General features: G+C 65.0%; 25 protein-coding genes. 18 read left to right on the forward strand and 7 right to left on the reverse strand.

Features of this window, described 5'->3' with window-relative positions:
- Nucleotides 1-18 precede the first annotated feature (18 nt).
- From nadD to B4393_RS03210, 7 genes are all read left to right on the forward strand, one after another.
- Nucleotides 19-678, forward strand: coding sequence for a nicotinate-nucleotide adenylyltransferase (nadD, locus tag B4393_RS03180; protein ID WP_078332860.1), 660 nt, complete (start codon nt 19-21; stop codon nt 676-678).
- Nucleotides 675-1088, forward strand: coding sequence for a ribosome silencing factor (rsfS, locus tag B4393_RS03185; protein WP_078332861.1), 414 nt, complete (start codon nt 675-677; stop codon nt 1086-1088). The genes nadD and rsfS overlap by 4 nt, the downstream gene beginning before the upstream one ends.
- On the forward strand, nt 1085-1750 hold the full coding sequence (gpgP, locus tag B4393_RS03190; RefSeq protein ID WP_078332862.1) for a glucosyl-3-phosphoglycerate phosphatase: 666 nt from the start codon (nt 1085-1087) through the stop codon (nt 1748-1750). Before rsfS ends, gpgP begins: the two co-directional genes overlap by 4 nt.
- Complete coding sequence (gene octT, locus B4393_RS03195) at nt 1737-2480, forward strand: diglucosylglycerate octanoyltransferase (protein ID WP_078332863.1); 744 nt, start codon at nt 1737-1739, stop codon at nt 2478-2480. Before gpgP ends, octT begins: the two co-directional genes overlap by 14 nt.
- A gap of 3 nt (nt 2481-2483) precedes the next feature.
- Nucleotides 2484-3320, forward strand: coding sequence for a DegV family protein (locus B4393_RS03200; RefSeq protein WP_078332864.1), 837 nt, complete (start codon nt 2484-2486; stop codon nt 3318-3320).
- A gap of 85 nt (nt 3321-3405) precedes the next feature.
- Nucleotides 3406-4200, forward strand: coding sequence for a ComEA family DNA-binding protein (locus tag B4393_RS03205; RefSeq protein WP_078332865.1), 795 nt, complete (start codon nt 3406-3408; stop codon nt 4198-4200).
- Nucleotides 4201-4223: 23 nt separating this feature from the next.
- Complete coding sequence (locus B4393_RS03210) at nt 4224-5714, forward strand: ComEC/Rec2 family competence protein (RefSeq protein WP_413816126.1); 1491 nt, start codon at nt 4224-4226, stop codon at nt 5712-5714.
- 13 nt (nt 5715-5727) lie between these two features.
- Here B4393_RS03210 and B4393_RS03215 read toward each other — a convergent pair whose 3' ends face one another.
- Nucleotides 5728-7146, reverse strand: coding sequence for an FAD-dependent oxidoreductase (locus B4393_RS03215; protein WP_078332867.1), 1419 nt, complete (start codon nt 7144-7146; stop codon nt 5728-5730).
- A 134-nt stretch (nt 7147-7280) separates the two neighbouring features.
- Here B4393_RS03215 and holA point away from each other — a divergent pair, with 134 nt between their 5' ends.
- Nucleotides 7281-8231 carry a DNA polymerase III subunit delta gene (holA, locus tag B4393_RS03220; RefSeq protein ID WP_078332868.1) on the forward strand — a complete coding sequence of 317 codons (951 nt, stop codon included), beginning with the start codon at nt 7281-7283 and terminating at the stop codon, nt 8229-8231.
- A 77-nt stretch (nt 8232-8308) separates the two neighbouring features.
- On the opposite strand, the gene rpsT is transcribed toward holA, so the two are convergent.
- On the reverse strand, nt 8309-8569 hold the full coding sequence (rpsT, locus tag B4393_RS03225) for a 30S ribosomal protein S20 (RefSeq protein ID WP_078332869.1): 261 nt from the start codon (nt 8567-8569) through the stop codon (nt 8309-8311).
- Nucleotides 8570-8813: 244 nt separating this feature from the next.
- Between rpsT and B4393_RS03230 the strand changes: the two genes are divergently transcribed.
- The 4 genes from B4393_RS03230 to gplR1 all read left to right on the forward strand — a co-directional run bounded on the left by B4393_RS03230 (nt 8814) and on the right by gplR1 (nt 13006).
- Nucleotides 8814-10478, forward strand: a complete 1665-nt coding sequence (locus B4393_RS03230; RefSeq protein ID WP_078332870.1) for a circularly permuted type 2 ATP-grasp protein — start codon at nt 8814-8816, stop codon at nt 10476-10478.
- Complete coding sequence (locus tag B4393_RS03235; RefSeq protein WP_070935495.1) at nt 10478-11455, forward strand: alpha-E domain-containing protein; 978 nt, start codon at nt 10478-10480, stop codon at nt 11453-11455. Before B4393_RS03230 ends, B4393_RS03235 begins: the two co-directional genes overlap by 1 nt.
- Nucleotide 11456: 1 nt before the next feature.
- Nucleotides 11457-12296 (forward strand): transglutaminase family protein, encoded by an 840-nt coding sequence (locus B4393_RS03240; protein ID WP_078332871.1) that lies wholly within the window; start codon nt 11457-11459, stop codon nt 12294-12296.
- A gap of 62 nt (nt 12297-12358) precedes the next feature.
- Nucleotides 12359-13006 (forward strand): TetR/AcrR family transcriptional regulator GplR1, encoded by a 648-nt coding sequence (gplR1, locus tag B4393_RS03245; RefSeq protein WP_057964958.1) that lies wholly within the window; start codon nt 12359-12361, stop codon nt 13004-13006.
- Between the two features lie 20 nt (nt 13007-13026).
- Here gplR1 and B4393_RS03250 read toward each other — a convergent pair whose 3' ends face one another.
- Nucleotides 13027-13626, reverse strand: coding sequence for a type II toxin-antitoxin system PemK/MazF family toxin (locus B4393_RS03250; protein WP_078332872.1), 600 nt, complete (start codon nt 13624-13626; stop codon nt 13027-13029).
- Between the two features lie 77 nt (nt 13627-13703).
- On the opposite strand from B4393_RS03250, the gene lepA reads away from it, so the two are divergent.
- A complete protein-coding gene (gene lepA / locus B4393_RS03255) occupies nt 13704-15569 on the forward strand; it encodes a translation elongation factor 4 (protein ID WP_078332873.1) in 1866 nt (621 codons plus the stop codon).
- Nucleotides 15570-15667: 98 nt separating this feature from the next.
- Here the strand turns inward: lepA and B4393_RS03260 are convergent, their stop codons facing one another.
- The gene (locus B4393_RS03260) at nt 15668-16432 is read right to left on the reverse strand and encodes a DUF899 domain-containing protein (protein WP_078332874.1); all 765 of its coding nucleotides are present in this window, start codon (nt 16430-16432) and stop codon (nt 15668-15670) included.
- Between the two features lie 55 nt (nt 16433-16487).
- Between B4393_RS03260 and B4393_RS03265 the strand changes: the two genes are divergently transcribed.
- The 5 genes from B4393_RS03265 to B4393_RS03285 are packed head-to-tail and all read left to right on the forward strand — an operon-like array spanning nt 16488 to nt 21291.
- On the forward strand, nt 16488-17486 hold the full coding sequence (locus B4393_RS03265) for an NAD(P)H-dependent flavin oxidoreductase (RefSeq protein ID WP_078332875.1): 999 nt from the start codon (nt 16488-16490) through the stop codon (nt 17484-17486).
- 8 nt (nt 17487-17494) lie between these two features.
- Entirely contained in the window at nt 17495-17677 is a 183-nt protein-coding gene (locus tag B4393_RS03270; RefSeq protein WP_078332876.1) for a hypothetical protein, read from the forward strand.
- A gap of 41 nt (nt 17678-17718) precedes the next feature.
- On the forward strand, nt 17719-19689 hold the full coding sequence (locus B4393_RS03275) for a glycoside hydrolase family 15 protein (protein WP_078332877.1): 1971 nt from the start codon (nt 17719-17721) through the stop codon (nt 19687-19689).
- Entirely contained in the window at nt 19686-20486 is an 801-nt protein-coding gene (locus tag B4393_RS03280) for a hypothetical protein (protein WP_078332878.1), read from the forward strand. Before B4393_RS03275 ends, B4393_RS03280 begins: the two co-directional genes overlap by 4 nt.
- Nucleotides 20487-20502: 16 nt before the next feature.
- Nucleotides 20503-21291: a hypothetical protein gene (locus B4393_RS03285; protein WP_078332879.1), complete on the forward strand. Its 789-nt coding sequence runs from the start codon at nt 20503-20505 to the stop codon at nt 21289-21291.
- On the opposite strand, the gene B4393_RS03290 is transcribed toward B4393_RS03285, so the two are convergent.
- Genes B4393_RS03290 through B4393_RS03300 form a run of 3 tightly spaced genes read right to left on the reverse strand, consistent with a single transcriptional unit; the run spans nt 21281 to nt 24196 of the window.
- A complete protein-coding gene (locus B4393_RS03290; RefSeq protein ID WP_078332880.1) occupies nt 21281-22534 on the reverse strand; it encodes an FAD-dependent oxidoreductase in 1254 nt (417 codons plus the stop codon). The two genes, B4393_RS03285 and B4393_RS03290, sit on opposite strands and share 11 nt — an antisense overlap.
- The gene (locus B4393_RS03295) at nt 22521-23042 is read right to left on the reverse strand and encodes a hypothetical protein (RefSeq protein ID WP_109558617.1); all 522 of its coding nucleotides are present in this window, start codon (nt 23040-23042) and stop codon (nt 22521-22523) included. The genes B4393_RS03290 and B4393_RS03295 overlap by 14 nt, the downstream gene beginning before the upstream one ends.
- Nucleotides 23039-24196, reverse strand: a complete 1158-nt coding sequence (locus B4393_RS03300) for a hypothetical protein (protein ID WP_078333012.1) — start codon at nt 24194-24196, stop codon at nt 23039-23041. Before B4393_RS03300 ends, B4393_RS03295 begins: the two co-directional genes overlap by 4 nt.
- Nucleotide 24197: the final 1 nt, after the last annotated feature.

Consider the following 24197-nt stretch of genomic DNA (forward strand, 5'->3'; position numbering starts at 1 on the left):
CCAGTAAGCTGGCAATTCGTGCAATCTGTCCCGGAGGCTCCTCGCGCAAGCGGCTCATCGCAGCGCCGACGACTTGGAGTGATGGGTGGGACGTTCGATCCCATCCACAACGGCCACTTGGTTGCCGCTAGTGAGGTCGCCGATCGATTTGAGCTCGATGAGGTCATCTTCGTGCCGACGGGTCAGCCGTGGCAGAAGCAGGGGCGCAAGGTCAGTCCCGCCGAACATCGGTATCTGATGACGGTCATCGCCACCGCATCGAATCCGCGGTTCACCGTCAGCCGGGCCGATATCGACCGCGGCGGCGCGACCTACACCGTCGACACCCTTATCGACCTGCGGGACGCGCATCCCGATGCGGACCTGTACTTCATCACCGGCGCGGACGCGCTCGCATCGATCCTGTCGTGGGAGAACTGGGAGCAGCTGTTCACCTTGGCCAAGTTCATCGGTGTCAGCCGGCCCGGTTACGAACTGAGTTCCGATCACATCGCCCATGCCGAGCTGCCGCCGGACGGGCTCACACTTGTCGAGGTGCCGGCGCTCGCCATCTCGTCGACCGACTGCCGGATACGGGCGGGCCAATCGCGGCCCATCTGGTACCTGGTACCCGATGGGGTGGTGCAGTACGTCGCCAAGCACCAGCTCTACAGCCGAAATCGAGGAGACGCCGCATGACCGCCGCCCCAGACGCCGTCGAGCTGGCCACGTTGGCCGCCCAGGCCGCCGCGTCCAAGCTTGCCACCGATGTCGTCGTCATCGACGTCTCCGAGCAGTTGGTCATCACCGACTGTTTCGTGATTGCCTCGGCGGCCAATGAGCGCCAGGTCAATGCGATCGTCGATCAGGTCGAGGAGGTTCTGCGTCGGGCCGGTCAGAAGCCGGTGCGCCGTGAAGGTGGCCGCGAGGGACGCTGGACACTGCTCGATTACGTGGACGTCGTGGTACACGTACAGCATGAGGATGAACGTAATTACTATGCGCTGGAACGGCTTTGGCGTGATTGCCCGGTCATCCCGGTTGACCTGGACGCGTTGCCGGCCGAGTACTCCACCGAGACGCCCGCCGACACGGAGGAAGGCGCATGATCCGGCGGTTGGTGCTGCTGCGGCATGGGCAGACGACCTTCAATGCCGACAGCCGGATGCAAGGACAGCTCGACACCGGACTGTCTGATCTGGGCCGCGCCCAGGCGGTGGCGGCTGCCGAGGTGTTGGCCAAGCGACTGCCGCTGGCCATTGTGTCCTCGGATCTGCAGCGCGCGTATGACACCGCGACGGCGCTGGCGGACCGCTGTCACGTCGAGGTATCGGTCGATGAGCGGCTGCGGGAAACACATCTGGGCGACTGGCAGGGCCTGACTCACCATGAGGTCGACGCCATCGCCCCGGGCGCCCGCGCCGAATGGCGTGACGACGCGACGCTGGCACCGCACGGGGGAGAAAGCCGCATCGACGTGGCCAATCGCAGCGTGCCTGTCGTCGCCGAACTCGTTGCTGCGGTACCGGAGTGGGGAACTGACGAGCGCGATCACCCGGTGGTGCTGGTGGCGCATGGCGGTTTGATTGCCGCGCTCACCGCCGCCTTGCTGCGGTTGGATGTGGGCAATTGGCCGGTGCTGGGCGGGATGGGCAATGCGAGCTGGGTTCAGCTGGGCGGACATTCGGCCGATGGCGCGGGCTTCGACGACATCCGCTGGCGCCTGGACGTGTGGAACGCCTCGGCGCAGGTGACCAATGACGTCCTCTGACGAAGACGCAGGGCGCAAGAAGCTCCTGATCTTCGCGGACTCGCTGTCCTACTACGGTCCCACCGGCGGCCTGCCCGCGGATGACCCGAGGATTTGGCCCAATATCGTTGGGCAGCATCTCGGTTGGGATGTGGAACTGATCGCACGGATCGGTTGGACGTGCCGCGACGTGTGGTGGGCGGCCATCCAGGATCCACGCGCCTGGGCCGCGGTACCCCGCGCGGGAGCGGTGATCTTCGCGACCAGTGGGATGGATTCACTGCCGTCGCCGCTGCCGACCGCGCTGCGCGAGTCCATTCGGTTGATTCGACCCCCGAGATTGCGGAGCTGGGTCCGTGACGGATATGGCTGGTTGCAGCCGAGACTGTCGCCCATTGCGCGGGTTGCGCTGCCGCCCAAGCTCACTGTGGAATACCTCGAAAAGACCCGTGGTGCACTTGATTTCAACCGTCCTGGGCTGCCCATGATCGCTTCATTGCCATCGGTGCACATCGCGGAGTCGTACGGTCGGGTGCACTCCGGCAGAGAAGCCACCGCGTCGGCCATCCAAAGCTGGGCATCCGAGCACAAGATGCCCGTGGTGGATCTGAAGGAAGCTGTCGGCGAGGAGATATTCTCGGGCCGGGGAAATCCGGACGGGATCCACTGGAACTTTGTCGCACACGAACGCGTTGCCGAATTGATGATCAACGCACTGCAGACTGCGCTGCCCGAGCTCGGGGTTCGGTGACCCATGCCGGTTGTCGTGGTGACGGATTCGGGGGCGCGGCTGCAGCCGCAAGACGCCCAGATGCTGGGTATCCGGCTGGTGCCCTTGCATGTACTGACCGGTGATCAGGACTTGCGTGACGGGGTGGATCCCATCCCCGCCTCGGTGTACGAGAAGGGACGTGCCACCACCGCCGGTGCGTCGCCGGCCGAGCTGACTGCGGTGTACCGGCAGGCTCTCATCGACAGCGGCGGCGACGGAGTCGTCGCGGTCCATCTGTCGGGAAGACTGTCGAGCACATTTGAGGCCGCCGAGCAGGCGGCCCGTGAATACGGCGAGCAGGTGCACGTCGTTGATTCACGATCGGCCGCGATGGGTAGTGGTTTCGTCGCCCTGGCCGCGGCACGGGCCGCGGCCGCCGGTGCCGATCTGAGTGCGGCGTACCAGGCCGCGCGGGATGCGGTGGGGCGCAGCCGGTGTGTGATGGTGGTGCACAAGCTGGACCATCTGCGGCGCAGCGGACGTATCAGTGCCACCTCATCCTGGCTCGGCACTGCGCTGGCGCTCAAGCCCGTGCTGCAGATCGACGAGGACGGCAAGCTGGTCTTGGCTCAGCGTGTGCGTACTGCCACCAAGGCGATCGGCGCGATGGTCGACAACATCGTCGAGTTCGTGGGTGAGCGCCGGGTCTCCGTGACGATCCACCACGTCGACAACACCGAAACCGCCGAGAAGGTGAACGAGCTGGTGTGCTCGCGGCTGGTGACCGCCCATGATCCGGTGATTTCGGAGATGGGGCCGGTGCTTGCGGTGCATGTGGGTCCGGGCGCCGTCGGGGTATGCGCTGAACCGGTGGACTGATCGAGGTTTGTCCACAATTCCGTATTGATCCACAATTGCCGATCTACCGCTGGCCCGTCGCTGTGCCGCTTTCTAGCGTCGAGACATGGATTCGGAGCTGTTGCGCCGGCGTCTGGCATCGGCCGGACGTGAACTTGATGGCGATGACGACGACGTCGTAGGGACGGCGCCTGGACTCGAATCCGAGTCGGCACTGCGTTGGCTTCCGGATTCTCTGACACCGAGTGGCACCCGCGGCTGGCTGGAGTCCGTCCGGACCGACCCGGGCCGTGCCGGTGTTCTCGCGTTGGGTGCGATTGGTGTGTTGGCGGTGCTGGTCACCGTCTTCACCGTGATGCGTCAGCCGCCAGCTCCTGTCAGCGCGAATCTTCCTCCGGTGCAACCGGTATCGTCGAGCTCGGTGTCGCCACCGAGTTCATTGGTGGTCAGTGTGGTCGGCTTGGTCAAACGCCCCGGCTTGGTCACCCTGACCGCCGGTGCGCGGGTCGCTGACGCGGTGACGGCGGCTGGGGGAGCGGTGGACGGCGCCGATGTGATCACGTTGAACATGGCCAGGCCGGTTGTCGATGGCGACCAGATCGTGGTCGGTCTGTCACCGATGCCCGGGCAACCCGTGGGGATGGCGAGTTCGATTGTCGCCGCCGGACAGGTGCCGACCGGGAGCGCGAACCCCACGGGGCCCGCACCGGGACGGGTAAACCTGAACACGGCAACGGTATCCGAGCTCGATGCGCTCCCCGGCGTGGGGCCGGTTATGGCGGCCTCGATCGTGCGGTGGCGATCCGAACATGGCAAGTTCACCAGCATCGACCAGCTGGCGGAGGTAGATGGGATCGGCCCGTCGCGGCTGGACAAGCTGCGTACCCTCGTCGTGCTGTGAAGTCGGAAGAGGCCGGTGAGCCTCTGCTGGATCTACGACTGGTGCCACCCGCGCTCGTCGGCTGGGCCGCGACGGCTATCGGAATTCTCTGGCCCATGGGCTATTTCATGGCCGCGGCGCTAGTCGTCGGAGCGGTTGGTTTACGGCTGTGTCGTGACCGGTTGGACAAGGCCGTCGTTGCCGTGATGCTCGCCGTTCTCGTCGCAGGCATCGGCTTCTCCGTGGCGGCCGCGATGCGATATCACGGGGTGCAGAGCCATCCCCTGCGTTCCAGGATGGGGCAGGTCGTCGCGGCACAGCTGCGGGTGACCGATGATCCGAAGAGTATTGCGGGTGGCCGGGCGATGATGCGCGCCGACCTTGTCGGGGTGGGTGATCCGGTGCAGGCGCTGACCGGCTCGGTGGTGGTCTTCGGGTCTTCCTCGCTGCTGGGCACGGTGGCGGTGGGTGACACGGTGCGGGTGCGAGCGGCGGTTGCGCGCCCCATCCGGCGTGACCTGACGGTGGCGACTCTTACCGCGGTGGGGGAACCCACGGTAAATGATCACTCACCGATTCATGGTGCGGCCAATGGTATTCGCGATCGATTTGTCGACGTTGCGCGAGCCGCCCTGCCACCCGATGAAGCCGCGCTGTTGCCGGCGCTGGTTCTCGGGGACACCAGCGCACTGGATGCGGGAACCGTCGCGGCATTTCGGACGTCGGGGCTCACTCATCTGATGGCCGTCTCCGGAGCCAACGTGTCCATTGTGTGCGGGGCGGTGCTGCTGTTGGGACGGCTGATCGGGCTGCGGGCCTCGGTGGTGTTGGCAGGACTGGTGCTGATGGGCTTCGTTGTCCTGGTACGGCCGTCACCGAGTGTGTTGCGCGCCGCGGTGATGGGTGCGATCGGGCTGCTTGGCTTATTGACGGCGCGGCGCCGCCAAGCCATACCTGCCTTGGCTGCAACGGTTTTGGTGCTTCTTGCGGTGTCGCCTGGTCTTGCCGTCGACATCGGTTTCGCGTTGTCGGTGGTCGCGACGGCGGCGCTGGTGGTGTTGGCACCACGCTGGTCTGTGCGCCTGACGGCGCGGGGCTGGCCCAAACCGCTGGCCGACGCGTTGTGCATCGCTGTCGCCGCGCAGGTGGTGACGGCGCCGCTGATTGCTGCCATCTCGGGCAGTTTCAGTGTCTCCTCCGTCGCCGCCAATCTGATCGCAGGGCTGGTCATCGCCCCCATCACCATTCTCGGAACTGCGGCCGCGGCACTCACCGTCATCTCCCCGCCGGCCGCGGGTCTGCTGGTGAGGTTCTGCGGCCCGGAACTGTGGTGGCTGCTCAGAGTCGCCGATTACGCGTCCGCCGGCGGATCTACCGCGATTCCGGTGCCGTCGGGTGCGGTTGGTTTCGTCGTTGTGGCTGCGGTGCTTGGTGTTTCGGTGTGGTTGTGGCGCCGACGGTGGTTCCGCGGGCTGGCCTGGTCCGGGGCACTGTGCGTGCTCGCGCTGGCAATTTCGGCGCGACTGGTGAGCTAGCAGAACGGCCGGACTAGGTCCCGGAGAGGGCAAGGTGGCGCCGAGGTGCCGGCACAGCGGGTGTCTCGTGTCGCCGCCAGCAGTATCGCAGTACTCGCAACGAGAAAGCGGGCCGACGCATCAACGAAGGGGAGTCGTGCAGATTGTTGACGCGCAGGATTGTCTCGGTAATCCGAATGTCGTTGCGCGCCGCCATCATCATCTTGTCCGACCACCATGCCATCAGCTTCCACAACATCCGATGTGAGAACGATGCGTTGGCAGGCATCTCGGTGAACAGTGGGGCCGATAGCGTGTTCTGCTGCCATACCGCGTTGATGCGACGTCCGACGGCATGGAAGTACCGGTGGGCCAGCCCGGCGTCGCCCTCGAAGAGGCAGTTCCTGAGAGCGACCGCTTCGAACACCGCCATCGTCATTCCCTGGCCCTTGATGGGGTCCAGGCTGCAGATCGCGTCACCTATCACCAGTAGGCCGTCCGGGAACTGCTCCATCTGGTCATAGCGGCGCCACACCGCCTCGCGATACCGGAAGATGCGCACATCGCCAATCGGCACCGCCGCGCGGATGGTGTCCAGGAGCTCGTCGGGTACGAATTGTTCTGCGAAAGAGATCATTTCGTCGAAGGTGGCGGGAGGTTCATCCAGGTTGAATGTGCCCAGCGTCATCATGACGGTGCCGTTTTCGCAGCGGGCGATGGCTCCGCCATACGGGAGCCCGGGTGCCGGGTTGAAGAAAGTGAGCTTGTCCAGGTCGGCGTCGTCGGCAATGTGTAGCAGTTGGCTCGCATAGGTCACCGGTGATGCCATGCGGACTTCGGCCGGACGGGCGTAACCAAGTCGGTCCAGGAAGGTCTGGGTCCGCGGGGTACGTCCGGTCGCATCGATCACCACGTCCGAGATCAGCGTTGTCACCAGGCCGGTGGAGCGCCGTGCCACCCGCACGCCGGTGACGCGCTGGCCCTCGGTCATGGGCTCAATGACGTCATGCCCATCCAGGAACTTCACGTTGCCCAGGCGCTGAACGCGTTGGCGTACATGCAGTTCCAAGAAAGGCCGGGTCGCAAGATAGAGCTTGAAAGTTTCCGGATCGCTGAACGTCCCTGACCGGTTGAACATCTCACGCGATCCGATCAGCATCCTGATGCGTGACAGGTCGCCCTCGTCGCACACCGTGGCGCCGTCAGACCGGAGTTCGTCGCGGATTCCGGGGAACAACTGGTCCAACGCCTGCGTGCCGGAGCTCATGAACATGTGGATGTGCTGTCCTTGGGGCACGCCACCGCGCGGGTCGGCGGCGGCTCTCAACTCGTCGCGCTCGACCACCGTGACCGATTCGTACGTCTCGGAGAGCACTCGCGCGGCGAGCAGTCCAGCCATGCCTGCGCCGAGGACAACCGCGTGATCTCTGCGTTCCCGCTTTTCAGGTGTCATCGCTGATCCTTTCGTCCCGATGGACCCTACCCTTACCGTTCTCTTATTTTCTTAGAAAATCCTTAGATTTATGTATCGGTAAGGTCGAGCGGCCAGTCGGGGGAGTTGTCGTCACGCCGTGGGACGATCAACGGGTGACCGATGCGCTGCACCTCATCCTGGGAGACGAAGAACTACTGGTCGAGCGTGCGGTGACCTCGGTGCTGCACGCGGTCCGTGGCAAGGCGAATGCGGACATCCCCGTCAATCGTCTGCGCGCGGGACAGGTCGACGTGGCGGAGCTGGCCGAGCTGCTGAGTCCCTCGTTGTTCTCCGACGAAAGAGTCATCGTCGTCGAGGCGGCCGCCGAGGCAGGCAAAGATTCCGTTGCCCTCATCGAGCAGGCGGCCGCCGATCTGCCGCCGGGGACCTTTCTGCTCGTTCAACATTCGGGCGGCGGCCGCGCAAAAGCGCTGGCGACCACACTGCAGAACCTGGGTGCCACGGTGCACAACTGCGCACGAATCACCAAGGCCGCCGAACGGGCCGATTTTGTGCACAAGGAATTTCGCCGTCTGGGGCAGAAGGTGGATGCCGACGTGGTGGCCATCGTGGTCGATGCCGTCGGCTCCGATATTCGCGAATTGGCGGCTGCTTGTTCGCAGTTGGTATCGGACACCGACGGCAATGTCGACGAGGCCGCGGTGCGCCGCTATCACTCCGGCCGTGCCGAGGTATCCGGATTCGACATCGCCGACAAGGCCGTGGTGGGCGACATCGCCGGCTCGACGGAGGCGCTGCGCTGGGCGATGCAACGGGGTGTCCCGCATGTGTTGTTGGCCGATGCGCTCGCCGAAGCAGTCCACACCATCGCGCGGGTGGGCCCCATCAAGCAGAACGCTTACTCCGCGGCCTCCGAGCTCGGCATGCCGCCATGGCGCATCGAGAAGGCGCAGAAGCAGGCGCGCCGGTGGACACGTGACGCGGTGGCGGAGGCGATGCGGGTGGTGGCCGCCCTCAACGCCGATGTGAAAGGCGCGGCGGCCGATGCCGATTACGCGTTGGAGTCGGCGGTGCGCAAGGTTGCGGAACTCGTCACTACCTGACGTATCGAACGGGCCTCAAGACGCGAAAAACGCCGAGTGCCCTTTTGTGGGCACCCGGCGTCGATCGAAAACTCGGGTCAGAGCTTGTTCAGAGCCAGGGCGAGCGCCGACTTCTTGTTGGCGGCCTGGTTCTTGTGGATGACGCCCTTGGTGACGGCCTTGTCCAGCTTGCGGCTGGCCGAAACGAGCAGCTCGCCCGCCTTCGTCTTGTCGCCCTCGGCGATCGCCTCGCGCAGGCCGCGGATGGCGGTGCGCAGGGACGACTTGGTCGCCTGGTTGCGCAACCGGGCACGCTCGTTGGTGCGGATGCGCTTTTCCTGCGACTTGATATTGGCCACGCGTTTAAATCCTTCGGTAAATCGTCTGGTGGGGCGGCAGGCCTCCAGATCATTGGATCCGGGGCGACTGAGCAGCGCCGCAAGGGAAGAGACTACCAGGGGAGCGCTCAAAACCTGAAACCGGCGGCTGAGCGCACAACGCGAGGTGGCGTCCAGGTGGCCAGCAAGTATCGAAGATACCGCGCACGCACTGCCGAATCCGCTGAGTTAGTGCAGCATAGGCAAGGTGAGCCTGCGAACAGTGATGCCGAACTCGGGGCGGCCGGCACGCGCGGCGTCGACGCCACGGCTAACCCGGCGTGACGACCAGATATTCGGTGGATACCGCGAGCTGGTGTCCGAGAAGGGGGCCTACTCCAAGGCCTTCGATGAAATGTTCGACGCCGAGGGGAACGTCCGCGGGCCCTATAAGGGCATCTACGCCGAGCTCGCGCCCACTGATGCCGCCGACTTGGCCGCGCGGGCGGATGCGCTGGGGAGGGCCTTCGTCGATCAGGGCATCACGTTCTCGCTGTCGGGTCAGGAACGCCCATTTCCCTTGGATCTGGTGCCGCGCGTCATCGCCGCCGCGGAATGGTCGCGGCTGGAGCGAGGCATCGCCCAGCGGGTGCGGGCACTGGAGATGTACCTGGCCGACATCTACGGCGATCAGGAGATCCTGCGCGATGGCGTGATCCCGCGCCGGCTGGTCACCTCCTGTGAGCATTTCCATCGTGAGGCCGCCGGGATCAACCCGCCGAACGGCGTACGAATCCACGTCGCGGGCATCGACCTGGTTCGCGACGCCCAAGGCACCTTCCGGGTGCTGGAGGACAATTTGCGGTCGCCGTCCGGGGTGTCCTATGTGATGGAGAACCGTCGCACCATGGCGCGCGTCTTCCCGGACCTGTTCGCCACCCATCGGGTGCGGGCGGTGGATGACTACTCCTCGCATCTGTTGCGGGCATTGCGCATGTCGGCGGCCACCAACGAGGCCGACCCCACCGTGGTGGTTCTCACGCCGGGTGTTGCGAATTCGGCGTACTTCGAACACTCGCTGCTGGCACGCCAGATGGGTGTCGAACTTGTCGAGGGGCGCGATCTGTTCTGCCGTGACAATCAGGTCTACATGCGCACTACCGAGGGCGAGCGTCAGGTCGACGTGATCTACCGCCGCATCGACGACACCTACCTGGATCCCATGCAGTTCCGCCCCGATTCGGTGCTCGGAGTCGCGGGCCTGCTCAATGCCGCACGCGCGGGGAACGTGGTGATCTCCAGCGCTGTCGGCAACGGCGTGGGCGACGACAAACTCGTCTACACCTATGTGCCGACCATCATCGAGTACTACCTGGGCGAGAAACCCATTGTGGCGAACGTGGATACGTTCCGATGTTGGCTCGACGACGAACGCGAGGAGGTCCTGGACCGCCTCGAGCACCTCGTCATCAAGCCCGTCGAAGGATCCGGCGGCTACGGGATCGTTTTCGGGCCCGACGCTTCCGAGAAGGAACGCGCCGTGATCGCCAAGAAGATCAGGGCCGATCCGCGCGGCTGGGTGGCCCAGCCGGTGGTGCAGTTGTCCACAGTGCCCACGAAGATCGGGGACCAGTTGGTGCCCCGGCACGTGGATCTGCGCCCCTTCGCGGTCAATGACGGCGACGACGTGTGGGTGCTGCCCGGTGGGCTCACCCGGGTGGCGCTGCCCGAGGGCTCGCTGGTGGTGAATTCGAGCCAGGGTGGCGGATCCAAGGACACCTGGGTGCTGGCCTCGCGGGCATCGGTGGCCGAGCGAGAGCTCGCGGGCGCCGAGCCGGTACCCGAACTCCCGGAGGCCACGGAGGTTGAGCAGGGTCCCGAGGCTGCCACCGCGGGCCTGCAGCAGCACCACCTGCAGCAACAGCAACAGCAGCAAGGGAGGGTGCGCTGATGTTGGCCCGAAATGCTGAGTCGCTGTACTGGATTGGCCGTTATGTGGAGCGGGCCGATGACACCGCGCGCATCCTCGATGTGACGGTGCATCAGTTGCTCGAGGATGCCAGCGTGGACCCCGACCATGCCTCTCGAGTGCTGCTGCGAGTGCTGGGCATCGATGCGCCGGACATTGTGCTCGACGTGTGGTCGGTGACCGAGCTCGTCGCGTTCAGTAGGGGAGTGCAGGGCGGATCGATCGTCGACTCCATCTCGGCAGCCCGGGAAAATGCCCGTGGCGCACGCGAAGTCACCTCGACCGAGATGTGGGAATGTCTCAACACGACGTACAACGCCCTGCCGGACCGCGAACGTGCGGCTCGCCGGCTTGGCCCGCACGAGTTCTTCACCTATGTGGAGGGGCGTGCCGCCCAGTTCGCGGGGCTCGCCGACTCCACCCTGAGCCGCGATGACGGCTACCGCTTCCTGGTGCTGGGCCGGTCCATCGAACGGGTGGATATGACGGTGCGGCTCCTGCTGTCGCGCGTCGGCGACCGCGTGTCCTCTCCCGCGTGGGTGACTCTGCTGCGTAGCGCGGGGGCTCACGACACCTATCTGCGTACCTACCGCGGGGTGCTGGACGCGAATCGCGTGGTCGAGTTCATGTTGTTGGACCGGCTGTTTCCCCGATCGGTGTTCCATTCGCTGCGTCAGGCCGAGTTGAGTCTTGACGAGCTGGATCACCGGCCGCACAGCCGCGTTGGTGCGCGCGCGGAGGCGCAGCGGCTCCTGGGGCGCGCCCGCAGCGAGTTGGAGTTCATGAGACCCGGTGTGCTGCTGGAGGATCTGCCTACCCGGCTGGCCGGGCTGCAGCAGACGTGCCGCGAGTTGGGCGAGGCGGTGGCACTGCAGTACTTCCACGCCGCGCCATGGGTGGCGTGGTCCGATGCCGGTGGTGCGCACGATCTGGAGCCCATCGAGGAAGGCGAGATCTGACATGTGGCGCCTGCGAATCGTGCATGCCACCGGGTATGCGTACAAGACACCGGTGACCGCCTCCTACAACGAGGCTCGGTTGACGCCGCGCAGTGACGGTCGGCAGAACGTCATTCTCAATCGCGTGGAGACCGTCCCGGCCACGCGCTCGTATCGGTACGTCGACTATTGGGGCACCGCCGTCACGACGTTCGATCTGCACGCTCCGCATACCGAGCTGGAGGTGACGGGGCTGTCGGTGGTGGAGACCGATGCCGCCGAGAAACCCGAGGAAGAGGTGGACTGGGACGAGGTGCACACCACGGCGGTGATCGACCGATTCGACGAATATCTGTCGCCCTCCGCGTACGTTCCGCACAGCAAGAAGGTGCAAGCGGTCGGCAAGAGGATCGCCAAGGACGCCACCCCCGCCGAGGCCATCATCGCGGCATCAAAATGGGTTCACGCCGAGCTTGATTACGTGCCCGGAACCACGGGCGTGCACTCCTCGGCGCTGGATGCGCTGCGGGAGAGGAAGGGCGTGTGCCAGGACTACGCACATCTGACCCTGGTGCTGCTGCGCAGCATGGGCATCCCGGCCCGCTACGTATCGGGTTACCTGCACCCCAAGCCAGACGCGGCGGTGGGTGAAACCGTGGATGGTCAAAGCCATGCCTGGATCCAGGGCTGGGCCGGAGGTTGGTGGGACTACGACCCCACCAATGACAGCGAAATCAACGAGCAGTACGTCACCGTGGGCGTCGGGCGAGACTATTCGGACGTTAGTCCTCTCAAGGGCATCTATTCGGGGGGTGGCTCGACCGATCTGGACGTTGTGGTCGAAGTAACACGACTCGCCTAAACACCGCAGAAAAGCCAGTTATTGCACAGGTGTCTGGCAAGAAGAGTAATAATGCGTAGACCATGGTGACCAAACAAGCTACCGGGCTATACGGCGGACGAACGGCAGACGAGCGCCGCGCGGAGCGGCGGCGACGCCTCCTTGAGGCGGGGCTCGAGGTGATGGCCAGCTCGGGCTGGGCAGCGACAACGGTTCGGGAGATCTGTAAGACCGCCGGACTGAACACCCGTTACTTCTACGAGTGCTTCGATGGCCTCGACGAGCTGTTGGTCGCGGTTTTCGACTGGATCATCGAAGACAGCATCGCCACGGCAGGCTCGGCGATGGCCGCTGCCGAGAAGGACTCACGCTCACAGGTGCACGCAGGCGTCGTGGGTGCGGTGACCGCACTGACCGCCGATCCCCGTCGCGCCCGTGTGATCGCCACCGAGGCGATGGGCAGCCAGCGGCTTACTCGCCGTCGTATGCGATTGACGCACTACATGGCATTGATGCTGGGTGCGGCACGCGCCGAGTTCGATCCGGATGCCGATCCGAACTACACCGCGGTTCAGGCCGAAGCGCTGGCCGCCGGGGTCGCCGGCACCGTGTTGGCGTGGCTCGACGGACGGCTGCGTCTGGAGCGCGAGGAACTGGCCGAATACACCGCCCAGTTCGTTGATCAGGCCATGTTCACGCCGCTGCCGGTGCGCAACTCCGTAGAACACTGAGGTGCGCTGGCCCAGCTGGGTCAGCTCCAGGAGAAGTGCGCGCGCAAACGTGCGGCGACGACGTTGAAACGTTCCACGTCCAGAATCGCGCCCTCGCGCCGAATCCCCGCTTCGGGGACGTCCAGTACCCGATCGAGCCGTACCCAGCTGGGGCGTCCGTCGTAATCCCAGCTCCCGCTGCCCAGCGCCACCCAATCCGGGTCGCTGTCATGGCGTTCCTGGCTCGAGAGCATCAAGCCCAGCAGTAACGTGCCGTCCCGTCCCACCACCAGCACGGGACGATCCTTGCCCTGTGAGGGGTCGTCCTCATAGACCACCCAGGTCCACACGATCTCTCCGGGATCGGCGCGGCCATCCAGGTCAGGGGTGTATTCGATGCGACGGGCCCGATGGGCCGTTGGCACGCTGCGGTTGGTCACCGGGCGGCCCGGAATGGCGGTCTGTTGCTCCGGCTCGACGACGCCGATCGCCTCTAGCCCGCGCTGGAGTCCGCGCTGGACCAATTCCGACCCCTGCAGTTGCCGCAGCACCTTCGGGCCTTCGCGGAAGACGACTTGTTCGAGAGTGTCCACCGCGAGCTTCCCGAGCCTCCGCCCGAGCGTCTGCCACTGTGACGCCATGGTGCGAGCATACTGACCGGTAGTCCCCGACGACGTGTGTGTCAGGAGCACGTCCGTCGGCATGGGAGCATGGTGCGGTGCCAAGTTTTGCCGACACGACGTTCACGGACCCGGCGCGTATCCGTAACTTCTGCATCATCGCCCATATCGACCACGGGAAGTCGACGCTGGCCGACCGGATGCTGCAACTGACCGGTGTGGTCGACGCGCGGTCGATGCGCGCCCAGTACCTGGACCGGATGGATATCGAACGCGAGCGCGGCATCACCATCAAGGCGCAGAACGTGCGGCTGCCCTGGAAGATCAGCACGGACGCCGATTCCGCCGAATACGTCCTGCATCTGATCGACACTCCCGGGCATGTCGACTTCACCTACGAGGTGTCGCGTGCCCTGGAGGCATGCGAGGGCGCGGTGCTGCTGGTCGACGCCGCGCAGGGCATCGAGGCGCAGACGCTGGCCAACCTTTATCTGGCGCTCGACAAGGACCTGACGATCATCCCGGTCCTCAACAAGATCGATTTGCCCGCGGCCGATCCCGACCGTTACGCGCAAGAGATCGCGCACATCATCGGCTGCGAGCCGTCCGACGTGCTGCGGGTGTCCGGCAAGACCGGTGAGGGCGTCGAGGCCCTGCTCGACGAGGTGGTGCGGTTGATTCCCGCCCCGCAAGGTGATCCGGATGCCCCGGCGCGGGCGATGATCTTCGACTCGGTATACGACATCTACCGCGGCGTTGTCACCTACGTCCGTGTGGTTGACGGCAAGATCACGCCGCGCGAGAAGATCGCGATGATGTCGACAGGTGCCACCCATGAACTGCTTGAGGTGGGCATCGTCTCGCCGGATCCCAAACCCTCTGTGGGCCTTGGGGTCGGCGAGGTGGGCTATCTGATCACCGGTGTGAAGGATGTGCGCCAGTCGAAGGTGGGTGACACCGTCACCTCCGCGCGCAAGGGTGCGACCGAGCCGCTCACCGGCTATCGCGAGCCCAGGCCGATGGTCTACTCCGGGCTGTACCCGGTGGACGGCTCCGATTACCCGAACCTGCGTGAGGCGCTGGACAAGCTGCAGCTCAACGACGCCGCGCTCACCTACGAGCCGGAGACCTCGGTGGCCCTGGGCTTCGGATTCCGTTGCGGCTTCCTGGGATTGCTGCACATGGAGATCACCCGGGAGCGCCTGGAACGCGAGTTCAACCTCGACCTGATCTCGACCGCACCCAATGTGGTGTATCGGGTGATTACTGAAGGAATGGCGCCCGGTGATCCAGGAATGATGGTGACCAACCCGTCGATCTGGCCCGAGGGCAAGATCCGCTCGGTATACGAGCCGGTGGTCAAGACGACCGTCATCGCGCCGAGCGAGTTCATCGGTTCCATCATGGAGCTGTGCCAGTCGCGCCGCGGCGAGCTCGGCGGCATGGACTATCTGTCGCCGGAGCGGGTCGAGCTGCGCTACACAATGCCGTTGGGCGAGATCATCTTCGACTTCTTCGACTCGCTGAAGTCGCGTACGCGCGGCTACGCCAGCCTGGACTATGAGGAGGCCGGCGAGCAGGAGGCCGACCTGGTCAAGGTCGACATCCTGCTGCAGGGTGAGGCGGTCGACGCGTTCAGTGCCATCGTCCACAAAGACGGAGCCAGCGCCTACGGCAACAAGATGACCGTGAAGCTCAAGGAGCTGATCCCGCGTCAGCAGTTCGAGGTGCCGGTGCAGGCTGCCGTCGGGTCGAGAATCATTGCGCGCGAGAACATTCGGGCCATCCGCAAGGACGTGCTCTCCAAGTGCTACGGCGGTGACATCACCCGTAAGCGCAAGCTGCTGGAAAAGCAGAAGGAGGGCAAGAAGCGCATGAAGACCATCGGGCGGGTCGAGGTACCGCAGGAGGCCTTCGTGGCGGCGCTGTCCACCGAGTCGGCGGCCGACAAACCGAAGAAGTAGTCCTGGCGGAGGTTCGGGCGGCGGCTGACCCAACCTCGTCGAGCGTGCGAATAGTGTCGATATTTCGGTGAATTTCGACCGTATCGGCACACTCGGGCTCAGTGCTTGCACTCCTGACTCGGCATGCCGACGACGGCTCCGCCCTGTGGCCATCCGGCAGGTGAGTCTTCCCATGGCTCTTGACGTCCGTACGGTGTGAGATCCAGGAACGGGTAACCGACCGCGGAGTGGTCCAGGCCGCGCGCGAAGGCCGAATAGGTATGAAAAACCTCGTCTTCCCGGCGCAAGAAGACGCTGGCACCGGGCCAGTCCCCGCGCAGGTCCGCGTCGGTGAACCCATCGGCGTGCAACTCCTCCAGGGACTTGTAGTTGTATTCGATCGGAACCCGCGCGCGGTCGAGCGTGACGTGGAAGTCGTAGCTGAAATCGCCGTCGTCGGTGGAGTACCAGGGGAACGTCCAGCCATGCTCGTCGCGGTAGCGCGCGATGCTCGCATACGGCGCACGGGAGACGCAGGCGAAGGTGACGCCCTTGCCGTGCAACAGTGCGATGTCCTGCTCGGTGAACGTCATATCGGCGGCGCCGGTGCAGCTGGGACAGCCGCGGTTGACGTCGTCCAGCCACATGAAGTGGTGGATGTACAGGGTGTGCCGCCCCTCGAACAGGTCAAGGAGCCGAACCTGGCCGCGGGGCCCCTCGAACCGGTAGTCCTTCTCGATCTTCACCATCGGCAGCCGTCGTCGTTCGGCGTTGACGGCATCGCGTAGATGCGTGACCTCCCGTTCACGGGCCAGTAGTTTCTTGCGCGCCGCCAGCCATTCTTCGCGGCTTGCGACATCGGGGTAAGCGGTCGGTGTGCTCATACCGATACCGACCCGCCCGAGTGCCGAAACTCATCGCGCCGATACGCTCAGATGTATGAGTACCGTGCTTGCCGGGCTTCGTCTTCCAGTGGTTGGTGCCCCGATGGCCGGTGGCATCACCGTCCCGGCGGTGGCACGCGGCGTGAGTGCGGCGGGTGGATTCGGCCTCATGCCCGCCGGGTACCGCACCGTCGCCCAACTGCAGCAGGACCGCGAGGCCATGGGCGAGCTGCCCTTCGGTTTCAACGTGTTCGTGCCCACTCCGGATCAGGGGGCCGACCTCGGCCAGTACCTGGACAAGTTGAAGATCTGGGCCGACAAACTCGAGGTCGCTCCCGGTGACCCGGTCTGGCACGACGACGCCTATGCCGACAAGATCGAGTACCTGGTCGCCAATCCGGTACCGGTGGTGTCCTTCACCTTTGGCGTGCCCACCGCGGCGGACGCGCACCGGCTGCGCGACGCCGGATCCGAGGTGTGGATCACCGTGACCAGCGCCACCGAGGCCACGATCGCCGAGGGAATCGGCGCCGACGCGCTTGTTGTCCAGGGCCCGGAGGCCGGTGGACATCGCAGCAGTTTCGACGCGGGCGCACCCGAGGAGCCGCTACTGGAACTGATCGCGAGCGTTCGGGCGGTGACCGCGTTACCAATCGTCGCCGCCGGCGGGATCATGGATGGCGCCGATATCGCTCGGGTGCTCGCGGCGGGAGCCACGGCCGCGCAGTTGGGGACCGCGCTGGTGGTGACCCACGAGTCGGGCGCTAAACAGATTTACAAGGACGCCCTGCTGAAACCGGCCGACACGGTGGTGACCCGGGTCTTCTCCGGCCGGCCGGCCCGCAGTATCTCCAACGCATTCCAGCGCGATATGGAATCGGTTGCCCCGGTGAGTTTTCCGGCGCTGAACTCGGCGACCAAGGAGCTGCGGGCAAGTGGCGACCCGGATGTGATGTCACTGTGGGCGGGCACCGAACACCACCGCGCCCGCGCGCTGCCGGTGGCTGAATTGATGGCCACATTGGGCGCCGAACTGGCCGCGGCTCGAGGATAGGTACGCATATGAAACCAGCCACCCTGATCTGGACCGTGCTCGTTGCCGCCTGCCTGTTGGTCGGCATCGACCTGATCATCTACCTGGCGGGTCCGCGTAGCGGAGGGTCCACCGGTGTCCTTGCGTCGCTCTTGGTGTTCAACTTGCTGCTCTTCGGTGGCCTCGGCATCTACCTACTCCGCCGGCGCTAAATGAGCCGGGCGCGTAGCCAGATCGCACCTACGATGGTCAGATGGTGTCGTCTCTTGATCCCGAGCTGTCGCTAGAAGGACTGCTCTCCAGTCAGTCTCCCGTTCAGCGGCGCGGTCCGTTTCCGCCGATTGCCGACTACGCATTCCTCTCGGATTGGGAGAACACCTGCCTGATCGCCTCCAATGGGTCGGTGGAGTGGATGTGCGTTCCGCGGCCGGACTCACCGAGCATCTTCGGGGCAATCCTGGATCGCGGGGCGGGCCATTTCCGGATAGGGCCGTACGGGCACAACGTGCCGGCCGCGCGCCGCTACCTGCCGGGCAGCTTGATGGTGGAAACCACCTGGCAGACCAAGACCGGATGGCTCACCGTGCGTGACGCACTGGTACTGGGGCCCTGGCATGACGTCGATTCCCGTTCGAAGACCCATAAGCGCACCCCGACCGATTGGGATGCCGAACACATCCTGTTGCGTACCGTGCGCTGTGTCAGCGGGACGGTCGAGGTGCTCATGAACTGCGAGCCCGCTTTCGACTATCACCGCGAGGGCGCCACCTGGGAGTACTCCGGCGATGGATACGGCGAGGCGATATGTCGGGCCACCAAGAACCCCGACGCGAATCCGACGCTGAAGCTCACCACGAATCTCCGGTTGGGGTTGGAGGGCCGGGAAGCGCGTGCCCGCACCCGGCTCACCGAAGGTGATAACGCGTTCGTCGCGCTGAGCTGGTCGAAACACCCTGTCCCGCAGACGTATGCGGAAGCAGCCGACAAGATGTGGAAGACCGCCGAGGCCTGGCGGCAATGGATCAACATCGGCGAATTTCCCGATCATCCGTGGCGTTCGTATCTGCAGAGCAGCGCGCTGGTTCTCAAGGGTCTGGCCTATTCGCCGACTGGAGCGCTGTTGGCGGCGTCCACCACGTCGCTACCGGAAACCCCTGGTGGAGTGCGTAACTGGGACTATCGCTATTCGTGGGTCCGTGACTCCACCTTCGCGCTGTGGGGCCTGTACACCCTTGGTCTGGATCGCGAGGCCGACGACTTCTTCTCGTTTATCGCCGACGCGTCGGGCGCCAACAATGGCGAGAAGCATCCGCTGCAGGTCATGTACGGCGTGGGGGGCGAACGCACGCTGACCGAGGGCGAGCTGCCCCATCTGTCCGGGTACGACGGGGCGCGACCGGTCCGAATCGGCAACGGCGCCTTCGACCAGATCCAGCACGACATCTGGGGCACCATGCTGGATTCGGTGTATGTGCACGCCAGGTCGCGGGAACAGATTCCCGCGACGCTGTGGCCGATCCTAAAGAACCAGGCCGAAGAGGCGGCGCGGCACTGGCGTGAACCCGACCGTGGCATCTGGGAAGTGCGCGGGGAGCCACAGCATTTCACCTCGTCCAAGATCATGTGTTGGGTGGCGATGGACCGTGGCGCCAAACTCGCCGAGATGCATGGTGAGAAGAGCTACGCCCAGCAGTGGCGTGGTGTCGCCGATGAGATCAAGGAAGACATCCTCGAGCACGGCGTCGACGAACGTGGGGTACTGGTACAGCGTTACGGTTCAACGGCTTTGGATGCCTCGCTGCTACTGGCGGTGCTGAACCGTTTCCTGCCGTCCGACGATCCGCGGATCCGGGCGACGGTGCTGGCGATCGCCGATGAGCTGACTCATGACGGCCTGGTGCTGCGCTATCGGGTGGAGGAGACCGATGACGGGCTTTCCGGCGAGGAGGGCACCTTCACCATCTGTTCGTTCTGGTTGGTGTCGGCTCTGGTAGAGATCGGCGAGGTGCGCCGGGCTCGGCATTTGTGCGAGCGATTGCTGTCTTTCGCCAGCCCACTGCAGCTCTACGCCGAGGAGATCGATCCGCGCACCGGGCGGCACCTGGGCAACTTCCCGCAGGCATTCACCCACCTGGCACTGATCAATGCCGTCGTGCACGTCATTCGCGCCGAAGAGGAGGCAGACGTGAGTGGCACCTTCCAGCCGGCCAACGCACCCACATGAGGGTGCGGGGCGGTACCGCCGCTGTCGCGGTGGTGATCTGCGTGCTCGCCGGTGGTTGCGGCCGCGCCGCCGACCAGGCTGAACAGACGACCGGTGCGTCCGAGTCTCCTTTGGGGACAGCGTCGTCGATTTCACCGGTGAACCCCGCCCCCACGGAACCCGCCCCGCCCACCGCATCACCCGCTTTTGGGTACACCCCCGAATTGACAGCAGAAAAGGGTGCGCAGGGGACGGTCTCCTACGACGTGCATCTACCGCAGCTGTCCGGCGGGGTGGACGCCGTGCGCGACCGATTCAACGACGGAATCCGCACCGCGCTGCGGGATCTGATCGAGAACCTGCCCGGCCCCAGCAAGGATCTGACGGTGTCGATCGATGACGGTGATCTTGGGCCCGGCCCCGAGACCACCCGCGTCGCCGTGATCGGGCCGCATGTGGTGGCGGGTATCCAGGTGTATCTCTGGTACGCGGGCGGTGCCGCCCACCCCAACCAGTCGGTCTCGACGACGGTGATCAACAGCGATACCGCGCAACCCATCACCTATGACGACCTATTTCCCAATCAATATGCCGCAATAGAGCGGCTGAGGCAGGTGTTACCTGGTCTGGACCCGACCGGACGGGTGCGGCAGGACAACGTCAACGTACGACTCGAGCAGTGGCTACCCGCACCGACCGGCGTGCGGTTCTATGTGCCGGTCTCACATGCTGCCGGTGATTTTGTGCCGATTGCGGTGCCCTGGGACAGGATTCGTGATCTGGTGGATCCCAAGATCGTGCCGGTGTTGAGTCAATAGTTGGGGGTCCCTGTTCGTGAAGCTTGGTCTTGTATCGATGTTGGTGTTGACGTGTGGCGTCGTCGCCGGCTGCCTCGAACCTCCGCCGCAACCCGCACAGACCTCGGAAACGCCGCCATCTACCAGCCCAACGCCATCGAAACCGGTTGTGGCGCTTACCCCGGCGGCGGCACCGCCGACCGCGAAGCCGGCATTCGGCTTCACCCCGATGCTGGATGAGGTGAGCGGTAAAAAGGGGAATGTCGAGTTCAAGGTCAAACTGCCTCAAGTCTCCGGAGAGAAGGCCGCCGCGCGGGACCGCTTCAATGAAGGCATGCGTACGGCACTGAACGATGCGGTGCGGGTGCGGGACGATCCCAAACTCACCAAGCCGGCGACCGTCGGTGACGGACAGCTGCAGGCACAGGAGTCGAGCCGGGTCTCCTTCATCGGCCCCCATGTGTTGTCAGGGGTGGCGGTGTTCCTGGGGTCTAGCGGTGGCCCTTATCCCAGCCATATGGTGGCGACCATCACCATTAATACCGATACGGCCCAACCGATTATGTTCGGTGACGTCTTTTCCGACCAGGAGGCTGCCCGGGAAAAGCTGCGGAAGTTGGCCCAGGAGCTTGGTTCGCCTGATCGCATCAAGGCGGCGGGAGACATGAAGTCCGAGCAATTCCTGCAGTGGGTTCCGGCGCCGAAGGGATTGACGTTCTACATCTCCGTTCCGCACGTCGCCGGAGACTATGTGCCGGTCACCGTGCCGTGGGAGAAGATTCGCGACCAGGTGGCACCCGCGACGGTGCCGATCCTCAGCCAGTAGGGGAGCGGCGGGCGAAATCGGGTGCGTGCTCAGGCAGTGGCCCGATCGCCACCCCATAGGCCGGAATTGCTTGCAGCCATGGGTACTTGGTGGCAATGGACAGCACCGACGCGATCTTGGTGCTCGGGGTGACGGTGGTGGTCGAGTCCACCGCTGAGAACACCCGTCGGTGCACGGCTCGCTGGATCCGCTGGATCAGTGCGGTCGGTCCCCACCGGCGGATCTGAACCTTACGAAGGTCGGCGGTGGTGAGCGTCCCCGTGCGCAGCGGCTCGGCCAAGATGCGCGCGGTGGCCACCGCGTCAGCGATCGCGAGATTGATCCCGACCCCGCCGACCGGAGACATGGCGTGTGCGGCGTCACCGATGAACAGCAGGCCGTCGCGGTACCACTTGCGAAGCCTATTGAGCTGCACATCAAGCAGTTTCACGTCATCCCAGCTGGCGATGGCGTTGGTCCGGTCGGCCAGCCACGGCGCCATTTCGGCGATCCGGTCGCGCAACACCTGCACGTCGCCGCTGCGCATCTGCGAGTCGGTGCCCTTGCCGATGAGATATCCGCACTGGAAGTAGTCGCCCCGATCGAGCATCACCATGAATCGGTTGGTGCCCACCCGTGCGCGCGGTCCCTGCGGATCGTCGGGATGCTTGGGCAGGCGGAACCACCAGACGTCGATCGGAACCCCGAACTGCCGTGGGCGCATTCCCGCAGCCGCGCGCAGCACCGAGCCGCGCCCATCGCAGGCAACCGTGAGGTCGGCCCTGAGCTGGCCGGTTTCGCCTGTGGCGGTGCGATATTCGACTCCGGCTATGCGGTCGCCCGCGCGGAGCAGGCCGGTAACCTCTGTGCTACGCCACAGATGGAAGGTGGGCTCGGTCTGGGCGGCGCTGGCCAGCATTTCCAGGAAGTCCCACTGAGGTGCCATGGCGATGTGCTTGTGCGGTCCGGGAAGCCGATTCAGGTCTCCCAACCGGAATGTCTGTTCACCCAGATCTACCGTGACCTGCTCCACCAGGTTGTGCGGCATGGCCGCGAAGTTGGGACCCAACCCCAACTCGTCGATCAGATTCAGGGTGCTCGCGTGCACCGTGTCGCCGCGGAAGTCCCGCAGGAAATCAGGGTGCTTCTCCAGAACGGTCACGTCGACGCCGGCCCGCGCCAGCAGCAGCGCCAGCATCATTCCGGCAGGTCCACCACCTGCGATGGCGCAGGTGGTGCTCTGTGGCAGCTCAGGTTTGGTCACGGGTCCTCCTCCACGCCACGATCAGAACCCCGACCAACGCGAACAGCGGGATCAACGAGATCGTCCAACTCAGTGCCAACGGCGGCCCCGGCTGGGACAGCACGTCGAGGTTGAGTGTGCCCTTCCCCGGTCCTCGCTGTCCGTCGATATCGAAGACGAACTGGAAGTGACCCTCCTCCTGCAACGCCTTGATATCCAGTCCCCAGACCTCGCGTTTGCGCGGATGGCGGGCCAGGGGCTCGGTGGGCCATGTGCGCCCGTCGGGCGGAACGACGGTGAGCGTGCCGGACTTCCCGGCGATCCCGTCGGAGGGAATGAAGGTGAAGTCGAGCGATTGCATGGCGCGCAACGGCCAGGTCGAGAAGCCGACCGTCAGTGCGTAGGGGCCGGCGACGACCTGTTCGGTATGTACCACGTTGACAGGCGCGTAGGCGTTGGCGGGAGCGCTGACGGTGAGGGACAGGCCGACGACAGCCAGGAAGGCCAACAGGATTCGGAGACGTCTCACGCTGTGGCCTCCACCGGTTCGGCGTCGTTTCCGGGCACCCGCAGCATAAGTGCGATGCGTTGCGCCAGGAACCCCGCGAGCGCGCCCAACACCAGGCCGATCAGACCGACGGTGATGTAGCTGCTGACCGTTTCGGTCCCTTGCCGGTACAGCAGCGCCCCCTGCAGCACATATCCCATGCCCGCAACCGAGCCGAGGATTGCGCCGATGAGGGTCATCGGTCGCCGCTGCCATGCGCGATCCTCGGCGAGGTACAGCAGCCCCGCGGCGAGGGCGGCGAAGACCACGAGAAACGTCGGCATCATCGCCGGTATCGTGGGGGCTCCACCCCACAGGTCGTCACGCAGCGGCAGCCCCACCGCAGCGGCGTATTCGCGTGCGGCCCAGGGCGAGAACCACCAGAAGACGGCCTGTACAGCACCCATGATGAGCGCCACGCCGAACGGCGCCACCGGAGAACGCACGACACCCGCGACGATCAGCAGGACCAACGGAACGATGAATGCCGATCCCAGTGAGATCGGGTTGAAGTCGAATTTGAAGAGGAACAGCGCGCTGAACGGAACCGCCGTCATCGCCGCGACCAGTGAGGCTTGCGCCATCAAACCGACTGTTCCCCAGCGGAACCGGCGTGCCGCGGCGAATGTGACGACGCTGCCCAGATCGGTGACGGTCCCGGAGACAAATAGCGCGAAATGCGGCGGCGAGGCCAAGATCGCGTCGAACCCGTACACCGTGTGCCACCACAGATCCAGCAGTCCGTACAGCAGGAACGACGCGGCCCCACAGCCGGACAGGAGGAAGCCCAGGGGAGCGGTGAATCTGCCGCCGAACACACGGATGGGGACACCTCCCACCCAGCGCGGTACCGCTTCCCCCGCGCGTTGGGCGCTGGTGACCATCAAAATCATCGCCAGGCTGGCGATTCCACTGATGGCACTACCCGAATACAAGAACAGGTGCGGCAGGGTAAAGAACGTATCGGGGCCCACATCGTTGTGCCACTGCACGTCCCACGTGGTGCCGGTCGCCCCCACCAGGCTGCCCAGCAGCACCCCATACGCTCCCAGCGGCGCGTACTTCTCGATGACGGCGCTCGCGATTCGCGGCCGTTGTTCCGCGCCGGAACGTGCTACGTCTGTCTCGGGGCTCATC

The sequence above is a fragment of the Mycobacteroides franklinii genome, assembly GCF_002013895.1.
Taxonomy (GTDB): domain Bacteria; phylum Actinomycetota; class Actinomycetes; order Mycobacteriales; family Mycobacteriaceae; genus Mycobacterium; species Mycobacterium franklinii.

Bases quoted from the DNA above. Each gene is read 5' to 3' on its own strand.
- gplR1 (WP_057964958.1), top strand. From the start codon at position 12,359: ATGGTGACCAAACAAGCTACCGGGCTATACGGCGGACGAACGGCAGAC.
- B4393_RS03260 (WP_078332874.1), bottom strand. From the start codon at position 16,432: ATGAGCACACCGACCGCTTACCCCGATGTCGCAAGCCGCGAAGAATGG.
- B4393_RS03240 (WP_078332871.1), top strand. From the start codon at position 11,457: ATGTGGCGCCTGCGAATCGTGCATGCCACCGGGTATGCGTACAAGACA.
- B4393_RS03250 (WP_078332872.1), bottom strand. From the start codon at position 13,626: ATGGCGTCACAGTGGCAGACGCTCGGGCGGAGGCTCGGGAAGCTCGCG.
- B4393_RS03265 (WP_078332875.1), top strand. From the start codon at position 16,488: ATGAGTACCGTGCTTGCCGGGCTTCGTCTTCCAGTGGTTGGTGCCCCG.
- B4393_RS03235 (WP_070935495.1), top strand. From the start codon at position 10,478: ATGTTGGCCCGAAATGCTGAGTCGCTGTACTGGATTGGCCGTTATGTG.
- B4393_RS03270 (WP_078332876.1), top strand. From the start codon at position 17,495: ATGAAACCAGCCACCCTGATCTGGACCGTGCTCGTTGCCGCCTGCCTG.
- B4393_RS03300 (WP_078333012.1), bottom strand. From the start codon at position 24,196: ATGAGCCCCGAGACAGACGTAGCACGTTCCGGCGCGGAACAACGGCCG.
- rsfS (WP_078332861.1), top strand. From the start codon at position 675: ATGACCGCCGCCCCAGACGCCGTCGAGCTGGCCACGTTGGCCGCCCAG.
- octT (WP_078332863.1), top strand. From the start codon at position 1,737: ATGACGTCCTCTGACGAAGACGCAGGGCGCAAGAAGCTCCTGATCTTC.
- B4393_RS03200 (WP_078332864.1), top strand. From the start codon at position 2,484: ATGCCGGTTGTCGTGGTGACGGATTCGGGGGCGCGGCTGCAGCCGCAA.
- gpgP (WP_078332862.1), top strand. From the start codon at position 1,085: ATGATCCGGCGGTTGGTGCTGCTGCGGCATGGGCAGACGACCTTCAAT.
- B4393_RS03275 (WP_078332877.1), top strand. From the start codon at position 17,719: ATGGTGTCGTCTCTTGATCCCGAGCTGTCGCTAGAAGGACTGCTCTCC.
- B4393_RS03280 (WP_078332878.1), top strand. From the start codon at position 19,686: ATGAGGGTGCGGGGCGGTACCGCCGCTGTCGCGGTGGTGATCTGCGTG.
- B4393_RS03205 (WP_078332865.1), top strand. From the start codon at position 3,406: ATGGATTCGGAGCTGTTGCGCCGGCGTCTGGCATCGGCCGGACGTGAA.
- B4393_RS03230 (WP_078332870.1), top strand. From the start codon at position 8,814: ATGCCGAACTCGGGGCGGCCGGCACGCGCGGCGTCGACGCCACGGCTA.
- B4393_RS03215 (WP_078332867.1), bottom strand. From the start codon at position 7,146: ATGACACCTGAAAAGCGGGAACGCAGAGATCACGCGGTTGTCCTCGGC.